Source organism: Dysgonomonadaceae bacterium zrk40 (assembly GCA_016916535.1).
Taxonomy (GTDB): Bacteria; Bacteroidota; Bacteroidia; order Bacteroidales; family Dysgonomonadaceae; genus Proteiniphilum.
The window spans coordinates 585,099-597,136 of sequence record CP070276.1 but is presented as its reverse complement, the minus strand read 5'-3'; the positions used below and the strand labels follow the sequence as shown (position 1 = coordinate 597,136).

12 protein-coding genes are annotated in these 12,038 nt (G+C 44.6%); 10 read left to right on the top strand and 2 right to left on the bottom strand.

Annotation, left to right across the window (positions count from 1 at the left end):
• Nucleotides 1–207 precede the first annotated feature (207 nt).
• The 8 genes from JS578_02660 to JS578_02625 all read left to right on the top strand — a co-directional run bounded on the left by JS578_02660 (nt 208) and on the right by JS578_02625 (nt 7,436).
• Complete coding sequence (locus JS578_02660) at nt 208–894, top strand: hypothetical protein (protein ID QRX64178.1); 687 nt, start codon at nt 208–210, stop codon at nt 892–894.
• A gap of 260 nt (nt 895–1,154) precedes the next feature.
• Nucleotides 1,155–2,603 (top strand): transposase, encoded by a 1,449-nt coding sequence (locus JS578_02655; protein QRX64177.1) that lies wholly within the window; start codon nt 1,155–1,157, stop codon nt 2,601–2,603.
• A gap of 17 nt (nt 2,604–2,620) precedes the next feature.
• Nucleotides 2,621–3,883 (top strand): dNTP triphosphohydrolase, encoded by a 1,263-nt coding sequence (dgt, locus tag JS578_02650; GenBank protein ID QRX64894.1) that lies wholly within the window; start codon nt 2,621–2,623, stop codon nt 3,881–3,883.
• A 69-nt stretch (nt 3,884–3,952) separates the two neighbouring features.
• The gene (locus JS578_02645; GenBank protein ID QRX64176.1) at nt 3,953–4,900 is read left to right on the top strand and encodes an NAD-dependent epimerase/dehydratase family protein; all 948 of its coding nucleotides are present in this window, start codon (nt 3,953–3,955) and stop codon (nt 4,898–4,900) included.
• Nucleotides 4,901–5,041: 141 nt separating this feature from the next.
• Nucleotides 5,042–5,536: a hypothetical protein gene (locus JS578_02640; protein ID QRX64175.1), complete on the top strand. Its 495-nt coding sequence runs from the start codon at nt 5,042–5,044 to the stop codon at nt 5,534–5,536.
• A gap of 44 nt (nt 5,537–5,580) precedes the next feature.
• The gene (locus tag JS578_02635) at nt 5,581–5,967 is read left to right on the top strand and encodes a helix-turn-helix transcriptional regulator (protein QRX64174.1); all 387 of its coding nucleotides are present in this window, start codon (nt 5,581–5,583) and stop codon (nt 5,965–5,967) included.
• Between the two features lie 21 nt (nt 5,968–5,988).
• Entirely contained in the window at nt 5,989–6,402 is a 414-nt protein-coding gene (locus JS578_02630) for a hypothetical protein (GenBank protein QRX64173.1), read from the top strand.
• Between the two features lie 56 nt (nt 6,403–6,458).
• The gene (locus tag JS578_02625) at nt 6,459–7,436 is read left to right on the top strand and encodes a glycosyltransferase family 4 protein (GenBank protein QRX64172.1); all 978 of its coding nucleotides are present in this window, start codon (nt 6,459–6,461) and stop codon (nt 7,434–7,436) included.
• Nucleotides 7,437–7,524: 88 nt separating this feature from the next.
• Here the strand turns inward: JS578_02625 and JS578_02620 are convergent, their stop codons facing one another.
• On the bottom strand, nt 7,525–7,956 hold the full coding sequence (locus tag JS578_02620) for a nucleotidyl transferase AbiEii/AbiGii toxin family protein (GenBank protein QRX64171.1): 432 nt from the start codon (nt 7,954–7,956) through the stop codon (nt 7,525–7,527).
• Nucleotides 7,957–8,003: 47 nt separating this feature from the next.
• Nucleotides 8,004–8,597, bottom strand: coding sequence for a hypothetical protein (locus JS578_02615; GenBank protein QRX64170.1), 594 nt, complete (start codon nt 8,595–8,597; stop codon nt 8,004–8,006).
• A 253-nt stretch (nt 8,598–8,850) separates the two neighbouring features.
• Here JS578_02615 and JS578_02610 point away from each other — a divergent pair, with 253 nt between their 5' ends.
• The gene (locus JS578_02610; protein ID QRX64169.1) at nt 8,851–9,660 is read left to right on the top strand and encodes a polysaccharide biosynthesis/export family protein; all 810 of its coding nucleotides are present in this window, start codon (nt 8,851–8,853) and stop codon (nt 9,658–9,660) included.
• Nucleotide 9,661: 1 nt separating this feature from the next.
• The gene (locus JS578_02605; GenBank protein ID QRX64168.1) at nt 9,662–12,016 is read left to right on the top strand and encodes a polysaccharide biosynthesis tyrosine autokinase; all 2,355 of its coding nucleotides are present in this window, start codon (nt 9,662–9,664) and stop codon (nt 12,014–12,016) included.
• The last annotated feature ends 22 nt before the right edge of the window (nt 12,017–12,038 follow it).

Here is a 12,038-nt window from a genome sequence, read left to right as displayed (position 1 = left end):
ATCGGCATTCAGCAAAGAGCGTATTTATTCTTAGACCCTGTATGATTCAGGATCCTGGTAGCCAAGGACTATAATACAAAAGACCAGTGGGAAATATAACAGGCGGCCGCTTTGTTTCTTGAATTCAGTCAATTCGCCGATCTCAAGAAACTGATTTATTTTTGAATAAAAGTTGTTTTAAAGAGAGAGGGAAGTTTAATTAGTTTTATGAACACAATTGAAGTTTTACAAGAAATTTACTCTAATATACCTGAAATTAATGAAGTGTTATTTCATTATTTTCCAAAGCAAATATTATTACAAGATAGGATAAATTTTGGTGCCATTGAAAATATCCAATACAAAGAGGCAATGGCTATTAGGAGTAAATATAAATTGCCTTTTTGGGACTCTATTATGCTTACGTATTTTGGAAGAGAAATAGTATCTAATAAAATTTTAGGGAGTGCGTTGGATCATAATAAAGCAGTGGATGAGTTTTGGATTAAAAATTTGTACCAACTCAATGATTTCTCTCATGAAAATTTCCCATCCAGAAATGTAGCCTTAAATTCGAAGGTGAAGTTGATTAATGGACAGATTAAGCATTTACCATTATTAGATTTCCACATTCCTATTGGATTGACAAATGTAAAAATTGTAATTAAAGTCCTTAAACATCTGGGCTTTACTAGTGGATATATTTTGGAGAGTGGAGAATCTTATCATTTTATCGGGGATTATCTTATAGGCGATGAGGAATTATTAAATCTTCTTTCTCGATCGCTATTATTTTCACCCATAATAGATAGAGCTTGGATTGCACATCAACTTTTGGAAAAATCATCATCATTAAGAATTGGATATAAGCATAATATCCTTCCACATTTAATTCATAAACTAAATCATGACTGACAGAGAAATTCGGGAAAGATGGGAGACTTTATTGTATCCCGAACGTTTCAGAGATTCAAAAGGTAATAAAACTGTAGATTATAAGGAAGATAAATATCCTCGAAATCCGTTTGATAGTGATTTTTCAAGAATTACATTATTCAAGTTTCGCAAGTAAAAATTCAGTAAAAATAATCGCATAAAAAAACGGCATAGAGGCTTCTGTAATTCACAGATTATTAGTATATTTAAGCGTCAAAACCAAAAATACTAACAGCCCTATGCCGATATACAAAAGTAACTCCATTTTATCAGAAATCAGCGTTTTTTTCAAGAAAGATGATTCAAACAGTGCCCTTTTTACCCTGACGGATATGCTAAAAGGTTTCAACATGTCGGAGAAGGTCCTCTTCGGGAGCAGGAGCAAATGCAACAGCAAGTATTCCCTGCTGCAGGTGCTCGAGTTGCTGATTATGTTCCCCTGTTTCATGATCAAGAATCCTTACAATTATTGTCGATCATCCTTAAGCGGCTTCTTTGGCTGCGAAAAGGATGTTTTCTACCGTTTTGTGAACAACGAAATTTATGATTGGCGCAAGATACTCTACCACTTCACCATTCAAATATGGAACAAGGTTCGCGTGAGAAGTGACCACAAGCATCAAACTGTTTGCCTGATGGTGGACGATACCGACTTTCCCAAGACGGGAAGGCGTATTGAAAACATCGGCAGGGTCTATTCCCACCTGGGACACAAGACGATCCTTGGTTTCAAATCTCTCTTTCTGGGCATCACGGATGGCAAGAGCCAGTTCATCCTCGACTTCGCCATCCTCGGGGAGAAGGGCAAGAAGAACAACTTCAGCATGAGCGACAAGGAGCTCGAATCGCGGTTTTCCAGGGATAGAGATGAAGCCTCCCCCGTTGTAACGCGGGCAAAAGAGTACGGGGAGAGCAAGATCCAGTTGATGATAACCATGATAAAGCGAGCCATTAGAAAGGGCATCCGCTTTGACTACCTGCTTGCCGACAGCTGGTTCACCTGCTCGGAGGTGATTCGCTTCATACGTGCCCGGCACATCAAGTGCCATTACCTGGGTATGATCAAGATCGGGAAGAAGGGAGTTACAAAATACGGTTTTGAAGGGAAGGAACTCACCGCCCGGGCACTGATCAATCTGCTTGAAGCCAGGGGTGAAGCCAGAAGGAGCCGCAAGCTTGGTTGTCAGTATATTACCGCTGACGTTCGCTTTGCGGGCACAGATGTACGTATCTATTTTGTGAAGAGAAAAAAGGAGTCCTGGAATGGAATAATGACGACCAACCTCTCCCTGGAGTTCCTGGAAGCCTATCGGATTTATGCCATGCGCTGGTCCCTCGAGGTCTTCTTCAAGGAAACCAAGGGATTGCTGGGTATGGGCAAGTGCCAGTCCCGGAACTTCGCAGCGCAGCTTGCCGCAACCACGATCACGGCCTTGCAATACAATTTGCTTTCCCTGGCCAAAAGGTTTACCAGTTATGAGACCATTGGCGGAATCTTCAGGGATGTGCAACACTCTGGCATGGAGCTCTCTGTAACGGAGAGGATATGGGGTATTATCCTCGAAATGGTGAAAATCATGACCGGGATCTTCTCCATTGAAGAGGAAGAGATCTTCGATGCAATCATTAACAAATCGGATAATCTGGCTCACTTTATCAACTTTTATGAACTAAAATTGGCAAGTTAGCAACTTGCGAAACTTGAATTACATTATCTTCTCCTTTTAGAAGACTCCAAGACAAAGCTCAAGTTTTTCCTTTAGAAAAGAACGACTTTGCTAGGACGAGACTGACACATTCTGTTGAAGTATCAGGACTAGCCAGAAGCATAGGAGTTAGTGTTGAAAATATTCTTCATAAAAAGGATTATATCGTTTCTGACAAAATTGGACATATACCTTCAATTTTATCAGTAGCTGGTTTGATACATGATATTGGCAATCCTCCATTTGGTCATTTTGGTGAGGATACAATAAAATTGTTCTTTAAGAATTTGTTCAAAAATAATGCACCTATAGATTTTCATGACAAATTGACCCCACAAGAAAGAGCAGATTTTGAAAAATTTGATGGGAATGTTCAAGGATTAAGAATACTGTTACGTCTTGGCTTAACCAAAGATGAATACTCATATAACCTTACTTTTCCAACATTATCGTCCATTATAAAATATCCTTATGCTTCAACCAATATAGATGGTTCAAATTCAAATACAAAGTATGGTTATTTTCAATCTGATAAAGATAGATTTAATGATATCAATATCAAATTAGAACTTGATGGAAAAAGGCATCCATTGGTATTTTTATTAGAAGCCGCAGATGATATAGCATATTCGGTTTCTGATATCGAAGATGGTTGTAAAAAAGGCACAATCACATGGGAAATTCTTATGGATACATTGAAATCCAAACAATATGAGTCGGATCATAAATGCAAAAAATTAGCATCTGAATTAGAAGAAATAAATAAAGAATTAACGAACAGCAAATTTCCCTCAAAATTGTTATTGATTGCACAAGAATGTAGGATTAAAATACAAATACAGATGATACCAGATATTATCAAGGTATTTATGGATAATCATGAAAAAATATTGAATGGAGAATTTACAAACGAACTATTAGAAAAGTCAGACTCACATTTGTTAAGATGCTTTACTAAAGAAATCGCTAAATATAATTTCAATAGTAAGAGTGTAGCCAAAATGGAACTATTGGGTGAAAATGTTTTGACTTATTTATTAGAAATCTTTGTAAGTGCAGTATTATCTGAAGATCGTTTTGATAGTGGAACAAAGAATGGAAAATTATTTAATTTAATTTCTGGTTATTATAAGTATAGATACAACCAATCTAAATACTCTAAAGATATATATAACAGACTTATGCTTGTGACTGATTATATAAGTGGCATGACTGATACATATGCGTTAACATTATATCACGAACTACTAGGGCTTGAGTAATCTATAAAATTACAACACCATATACAAACAAGAAATGGATTTAGTTTTTCAATCAGTTGATAACATGATATGAAATCAATTCTCATCACTGGTATTAACGGATTCGTGGGTACCAACTTCACAAACAGCTGGTTCAGGAACCATACTATATTTGGTCTGGATATTCATCAGCCTGAAAAGGAGGGTGTGAAACGCATATTCGGTTGGGATGAACTGGGTAAGGTGCCTCCGGTGGATGCAATTGTGCACCTGGCGGGTAAAGCGCATGACACGAAGAACAGGAGCGAGGCTCAGGTTTACTTTGATGTGAATACCGCCCTTACGCAAAAGATATTCGACTACTTCCTGCAATCGGATGCGCGGACGTTTATCTTCTTCAGCTCGGTGAAAGCAGCTGCGGACAGTGTGCCGGGTGATGTGCTGACGGAGGAGGTTGTACCGGCGCCGGTGGGTCCCTACGGTGAATCGAAGATCAGGGCGGAGGAGTATATCTTAAACAAGCTTTCAGCTGTTAGCGATCAGCTATTAGCTAAAAGAGTATATATTTTGAGGCCCTGTATGATTCATGGGCCGGGGAACAAGGGGAACCTGAACCTGCTGTACAGCGTGGTGAAGAAGGGGATTCCATGGCCATTGGGTGCCTATGAGAACCGTCGTTCCTTCTGTTCCATCGATAACATCTCCTATGTGGTGGAGCAGCTGATTGTGAAGGAGAACATTGAGAGCGGGATCTATCACGTGGGTGATGATGAGTCGTTGTCGACCAATGAACTGATCCGATTGATTGGTGAATCGGTGGGTAGAAAGTCACATATCTGGCAATTGCCGAAAGGGTTGATGAATGCTGCTGCTGCCATTGGCGGGGCTTTGAAGCTGCCGCTGAACAAAGAGCGGTTGCGGAAGCTCACGGAGAACTATGTGGTGAGCAATGCCAAGATAAAGAAGGCGCTGGGTATCGACAAGATGCCGGTATCGGCTAAGGAGGGGATGAGAATAACACTGGATAGTTTTAAGTAAACATACTGACGTTTTTACTCAGACTGCAAGATCTTTTGCGATGTTTCGCTAATAAGCGAAATTTAGGTAGGGATAAATATTTCACACATTAATATTTTGCTTATAAGTGAAATTAGTTATCTTTGTACGATGAATTAAAATATGAAATGCAGGCTTAAAAAGATACCTCACCTAAGCGGAAATAAAGCATCTGTTTATTCTGTTATAATAGATCAATGTCAAGACACTCTTTTTGAATTGTTTATAAAAGAACATGTGGAGCTACACCTGAATGAACTGACAAATATCTTATTAAGAATAAAAACTATGGGACAGAAAGTCGGCATTATAGATGATTTCTTAAAAATTCACGAGGGTAGGTATGGAGATGGTGTATGTGCTTTATATGATGTGCCAAATTCAAAATTAAGGGTTTATTGTATCCGCTACGGTTCGCAAATAATTATTATTGGAGGCGGTGGTATAAAAACAAAACAAACAAGGGCATTTCAGGATAGTCCTAAGCTCACAAAAGAAAACTATTTGATGAGAGAAATATCCAGAGCCATCACTAAAAACATAATTGATAAAAATATTTGCTATTCTGATGATGGATTAGAATTCGAAGGAGAACTGGAATTTACTATTAAAAAATAACTATTACCATCACTATTACTGTAATCTATTGGAAATTATATAAAATGGCAATGAAAGAAAATGTGGACATTATTAGCAAAGTATTAAGTTCAGTTTCCCCTCTTGAGGCAAAAAGAGTTGAGACGAGAATGATGATTGCTTCTAAAATATCCAGAGCCTTAAAAGAGAAGGGATGGAAGAAAAAAGATTTGATGAACGCAATGGGAAAAAAGAATGCATCTGAAATTTCCCGTTGGCTTAGTGGTACCCATAACTTCACTTTAGATTTACTTTCTGATTTAAGCTCTGTGTTGGGAATTGAGCTATTAAATGTAGCAGAACAAATACAGGAACCGGTTACACATGTCTATCACATTACCGTGAAAAGTGCATCATCTATCGGATATAAAAATCCATTCCATAACGAGATTGTAAATCCCTTATATTCTTAGTGCATCAAAGTAAACCAGATAATGGATAATAACAAAATTTCTTTCAAAATAGATACAATAGAATTGCTTGATTATTCTTTATCTGGAAAGGATAAAGAGATTCCTAGCGAAGCTGTTTTTAATTTTGACATCAACATTGAACATCGATTTGACATACAAAACAACCGTATTATTGCAATTTCGAACTTTAAGATTTTCATTGAAGGTATAGAAGGTGATGTTGGAAGGGCAAGTGTAAGTTGCATTTTCAATATATTAGAGATGAGTAAGTATATTGACGGTAATGACATCACAATACCGGGTGAATTTATTACTACCATAAATTCATTGTCGTTGTCAACAAGTAGAGGAATTCTATTTATGTTATTTAGAGGCACATTTTTACATAGTGCAATTTTACCAATAATCAATCCTTCGGATTTTAAAAAGAAGTGAAATAACTATCTGAAATATATTTATGAATGAGGGATAGTTTCAGGTAAAAACAAAGTATGGGTACATTATTATCGTATGTGATTGTTCTGGTTTTGCTGCTTGCAGCAGAACTTTTTTATTTCAGGATCGCTGATCGGTTTAACATCATTGACAAACCGAACGAGCGGAGTTCGCACAATTACATTACCATAAGGGGTGGGGGGATCATCTGGTGGGTGGCGGCGCTGCTGTTCCTGCTGTTTCATTTCTCTTCCCTGGGGTTGTGGTTCTTCGCGGGCATCACACTGATCGCGGGGGTGAGCTTCGTGGATGATATCGTGTCCCTGGGGCAGCGGGTACGGTTGTTGTTTCATCTGCTGGCCATGAGCTGCGCTTTTTACCTGGCGGGGGTGTTCGGCATCTATCCCTGGTGGGCCATCGTGATTGGTTACATCGTCTTCATCGGCATCGTGAACGCCTATAACTTCATGGATGGCATCAACGGGATAACGGGCCTATACAGCATCGCGGTGCTGGCATCGCTGCAGGTTGTGAATATGACCTACGGCAACTTCGTGCATCCGGACCTGATATGGTATCCGATGCTGGCGTCGGTGGTGTTCCTCTTCTTCAACTTCAGGAAGAGGGCGAGGTGCTTCGCGGGCGACGTGGGGAGCGTGGCCATCGCCTTCTGGATTGTGACGCTGTTGTTATTGCTGATCGTGAAGACGGAGAACCTGATATGGCTGGGCTTCCTGATGGTGTATGGGGTGGATGCGGTGATGACCATCGTGCATCGCCTCTATATGAAACAGAATATCATGGAGGCGCACCGGCTTCATTTTTACCAGATATTGGTGAACGAGAAAAAGATGCCGCACAGGGTGGTGTCGGTGATCTACTTCGGGCTGCAGCTGCTCTGTTCGGCGTTGATTATCCAGCTGTACCCGCTGATGGGGTGGGGTATCTTCGTGATATTGTTGTTGCTCTTGATGGGACTCTACTTGTTTAAATTTAGGATGATGGACGCTAAAAGGATTGCTGATGCTGATTGATGATCATTTACTGGATGATGTGAAGGATGGGCCCTATATGCCGCTGGGGCCGGAGGATATCATCCTGTTATAGGAATGTTCATTCACACTATGCGAGAATCGGAAATTCTTTATAGAATTGAAGCAGGGATATAGTTTCAGTCCGTAGTTTGGAACGAACGAATTTCTTTATATCCTCATCCATTAATTCCCCTAAGCCATTCAACATACCCCGGTCACTCATGCTTTCGAGATGCCCGATACATTTCTGTATATAGTCGGCCAGTGGCATTGCCATACGTGTCTCAACAATATCTTTGTTTATCGGTGTTTGTTTCTGCATGAAAAACCAACTGTCGAAGATATCGCGATTCGTCACTTCTCCACGGTCAAGCATGGCGCAGAGTTTATGGGCAAACATGTCTGAAGCGACCATTACCTGCATGTTGATACCCAGCAAGTTCTTTATTTCGTACCGGTTGTTCCACTGCCGGTTGGATATTTCCACTTTCAATTTCCGTTCGCCGATGCCATAATCCAATACGATAATCGGAGTAGATATCTTTGAGTATCTGCATCAGAAAAAATTTATGTTTGTTGATATGAACCATTGGCGAACAGTTTTTTTACTTTTGTCGTAAGTGTTTTGGAATTATATTCCGGCAAAAGTTTGGTTATTAAATTTTTGTCCAGGGGAGTCAGGTTGTCGAAATAGTATTCCTTATTCAAATACAAAATGTCCAGAAAGGCACGTTCAGGTATAGCAATGTTCACATTACCGGTTTGGATGATACCCTGCGTGACAATCAGGATCTCTCCCTTGATTTTTCGATAGGCATAAATGCGGCCTTCGATATCTACACTCCGGCTCAAATAGCTGACCACGGTTATCCGTTCATCATATTGAAAGACAACGCCGGCCTTTTGCAGTACATATTCAAGCGAGATATAAGATGGAGTGTAAAGCGTACAGGCCAACTCTTCGGGTTTATATCCGTGTTTGGCATAAATGCCCTTTCGCGGACGAAGCAGCTTCCCTTTGCGGACATAATAATTCAATCGCTCATTCAGCTTCTTAAATTCGCTCTCTCCGATGAGCATGGAAACATCGTTCAGCGAGAACACAGTTCGTGTATCGCTGAAAACAGACAAAATTAAGTCCTTATTTCGAGAACTATTCATTGGATTAATTTCAATGTTCAGTTCACAAAACTATGAAATAACGCTGATTTGTCCAAATAATATGCGGAATAGATTTCCTAACATTATTGAACGGATCATGGTTACCGCCTTTTATCCGAAAGGGGTGATCGGGTTAAACAAGCTGGATGAGGTGATGGAATATTTTCACACTCATTAAACAAAGCGTTTCTGATAACGTTATAAAGTAGATTTATGCCTACCTTTACGGGCTGAAAACGTAACAACGATTTTTATGAGGAAACAACAGACTTTATACTGGATTGCAGCTTTGCTGATCACTGCTTTTTTTGCGAGTTGCGGATCGAGCGAGAAGATTGCTTATCTGCAGGGTACCGAACGGATGAGTGCCGAGGAGTTTGCCGTAGCGACCACCCTTTACGACGCGCGCATCATGCCGAAGGACTTGCTGACGATTATTGTGAGCACCACAGACCCGGAGGCTTCCAGGCCTTTTAACCTGGTGACGCCAACGATTTCAAGAGGGACATCAGTAACTGCTTCTACCTATTCCGGTCAGCTTCAGACCTACCTGGTCGACAACAACGGCCAGGTGGAGTTTCCCGTGGTGGGGATGATCACCGTGAAGGGATTGACCAAGAGCGAAGCGGAGAATAAAATAAAGGGTTTGCTGATGACCTACCTCAAAGAGGAGCCGGTGGTGACGGTGCGCTTCGTGAACTACAAGATATCGGTGATCGGCGAGGTGGCGCGTCCCAACACCTTCACCATCCAGAACGAGAAGGTGAACGTGATGGAGGCACTGGCAATGGCGGGCGACATGACGATATGGGGACGGCGCGACAACGTGAAGATTCTGCGCGAGGATGCGGATGGCAACAAGCGGGTGATCATGATGAACCTGAACGATCCGTACGTGATCTTTCACCCGGACTTCTACCTGCAGCAGAACGACGTGGTATACGTGGAGCCGAACAAGGTGAAGGCGAAGAACTCGGAGATTGGCTCGGCAACGGGCATCTGGCTCTCGGCGACCTCGATCATGATTTCAGTGGCGACACTGCTCATCAACATACTTAAATGATATGACTGACAACAATACACAATTGCAGGGAATGCAGGGGGAGGAGAAAGAGGATTTGATTTCCGTGATGGAGATCGCGACGCTGTTCATCAAGCACTGGAAGTGGATCGTGCTGGGGCTGCTGGTGGCACTGGCGGCAGCGTTCGTCTACCTGCGCTACACCACCCCGGTCTACAAAGTGGCCAGCAGCGTGGTGCTGAAGGAGGAGGGGCGGAGTGGACCCTCGGCCATGCCGGGCACGCTGGAGGAGATTGCCATGATGAGTTCGGTGAGCAACGTGGAGAACGAGCTTTACATCCTGAAATCGCGCTCCATGATCCGCTCGGTGATCAACCGCCTGGACCTGCATACCTCCTACATCGTGGAGGGTAGGATCAAGAGTGTCGACCTCTACACGCAGAGCCCGGTGATCGTGGACATGGCGCAGAGCGACCTGGACCGACTGCGCGAGACCATCCACTTCGAGATGCAGATGGAGAGCGAGGAGCGGGTGCACATAAGAGGCACGGTGGCGGGCAACGCGCTGGACACCATCTTCACCCAGCTGCCGGCGGTGATATTGACCGACGTGGGGGCGATCAGCTTCACCCGTCGCCATGAGATCAAGCCTGACAACAGGCTGCTTTACATTTCCATACAGCATCCAGACGCGGTGATCGGCACCTATCGGGGCAACCTGGAGGTGACACAGGCATCGCGCCAGGCCACGGTGATCAACCTGGCGCTCAACACGCCCTACCGGGAGAAGGGGCGCGATTTCATCAACACGCTGATTGAGGTATACAACAACGAGGCGATTGAGGACAAGAACCAGGAGGCACGCAACACGCAGCTCTTCATTGAGGAGCGTATCGCCATCATCGACAACGAGCTGAGCACCGCGGAGCAGAACGTGGAGGAGTACAAGCGGGAGGAGGGATTGACCGACCTGCAGACGGACCTGCAACGCGACATGCAGATGGGGAGCCAGTACGAACAGCGCCTCGTGGAGGTGGAGACGCAGCTGAACGTGGTGAGTTCGCTGAACAGTTACCTGGACAACCCGGCCAACAGCAACAAGACGATACCGAGCAACATCGGGGTGCAGGATCCCACGCTGTCGGCCACCACATCGGAATACAACCGCCTGCTGCTGGAGCGGGAGCGCCTCTCGCAGAGCATGACGGACGACAACCCTGCCATGAAGCGGCTGAACGAGCAGATTAGCGGCCTGCGCGAGAGCATCGGCGCTTCGATCAACAGCGTGCAGCAGGGGCTGCAGATTCAACGGCGTGAGGCACGCAACCAGGCGAACCTCTTCGGGGGGCGCGTGAGCGCGGTGCCGACACAGGAGCGGGAGTTCATGGAGCTGTCGCGCGAGCAGCAGATCAAGGCGAGCCTCTTCCTGATGCTCCTGCAGAAGCGGGAGGAGAACGCGCTGGCGCTGGCGGCTTACGCCAACAAGGCGAAGGTGCTGGATGAGGCGGCGAGCGAGGGGATGGTGGCGCCACGCCGCATGATCATCCTCCTTGCTGCGCTGATGCTGGGGCTGCTGATCCCCATGGGTATCATCTACCTGATGGACATGCTGCAGTACCGCATACGCACCCGCGGCGACGTGGACCGTGTGACGAAGGTGCCGATCCTATCGGAGGTGCCGAAGCACGAGGAGCAGGAGAACATCGCGGTGATGGAGAACGAGACACGCCCCATAGACGAGGCGTTCCGCATGCTGCGCACAAACCTCCTGCTGACACTGGGTGCCGAGAACAAGGTGGTGACCTTCACCTCTACCGTATCGGGCGAGGGGAAGAGCTTCGTGGCTCTGAACACTGCCATCAGTCTCTCGCTGCTGAACAAGCGGGTGCTGCTGGTGGGACTGGACCTGCGCATTCCGCGACTGCGGGAGTACATGAACCTGGAGACGCGCGACGGCATCACGGGTTATCTCTCGGGCTTCGAGAAGGATCTGGACAGCTTGATCGTGCCTTCGGGCATCACGGAGAACCTCTTCGCACTGCCTTCGGGTGCGATACCTCCCAACCCGGCGGAGCTGCTGTCGCGTCCCTCGCTGGATGCGGCCTTCGCGAAGCTGCGTGAGGAGTTTGACTACATCATCATCGACTCGGCTCCGGTGAGCCAGGTGACCGACACGCTGATCCTGAACCGCGTGTCGGATGCCACGGTTTACGTTTGCCGCGCCAATTACTCGAGCAAGGGGAACCTGCGCTTTGCCAACGACATGATGGCGCAGAACCGCCTCAAGAACATGGTGCTGGTGGTGAACGATGTGGATGAGTTCCACCATGCCTATGGCTATGGCTACGGTCGCGGTTATGGCTACGGGTACGGGAAACAAAAGAAGAAGAAGAAATAGCTTTAAGCTTTTAGCTGTTAGC

What these genes read in the sequence shown, in the direction of transcription:
- JS578_02655 (QRX64177.1), top strand. Translation starts at nt 1,155, where the DNA reads ATGCCGATATACAAAAGTAACTCCATTTTATCAGAAATCAGCGTTTTT.
- JS578_02630 (QRX64173.1), top strand. Translation starts at nt 5,989, where the DNA reads ATGGATAATAACAAAATTTCTTTCAAAATAGATACAATAGAATTGCTT.
- JS578_02610 (QRX64169.1), top strand. Translation starts at nt 8,851, where the DNA reads ATGAGGAAACAACAGACTTTATACTGGATTGCAGCTTTGCTGATCACT.
- JS578_02635 (QRX64174.1), top strand. Translation starts at nt 5,581, where the DNA reads ATGGCAATGAAAGAAAATGTGGACATTATTAGCAAAGTATTAAGTTCA.
- JS578_02605 (QRX64168.1), top strand. Translation starts at nt 9,662, where the DNA reads ATGACTGACAACAATACACAATTGCAGGGAATGCAGGGGGAGGAGAAA.
- JS578_02645 (QRX64176.1), top strand. Translation starts at nt 3,953, where the DNA reads ATGAAATCAATTCTCATCACTGGTATTAACGGATTCGTGGGTACCAAC.
- JS578_02660 (QRX64178.1), top strand. Translation starts at nt 208, where the DNA reads ATGAACACAATTGAAGTTTTACAAGAAATTTACTCTAATATACCTGAA.
- JS578_02625 (QRX64172.1), top strand. Translation starts at nt 6,459, where the DNA reads ATGGGTACATTATTATCGTATGTGATTGTTCTGGTTTTGCTGCTTGCA.
- JS578_02615 (QRX64170.1), bottom strand. Translation starts at nt 8,597, where the DNA reads ATGAATAGTTCTCGAAATAAGGACTTAATTTTGTCTGTTTTCAGCGAT.
- JS578_02640 (QRX64175.1), top strand. Translation starts at nt 5,042, where the DNA reads ATGAAATGCAGGCTTAAAAAGATACCTCACCTAAGCGGAAATAAAGCA.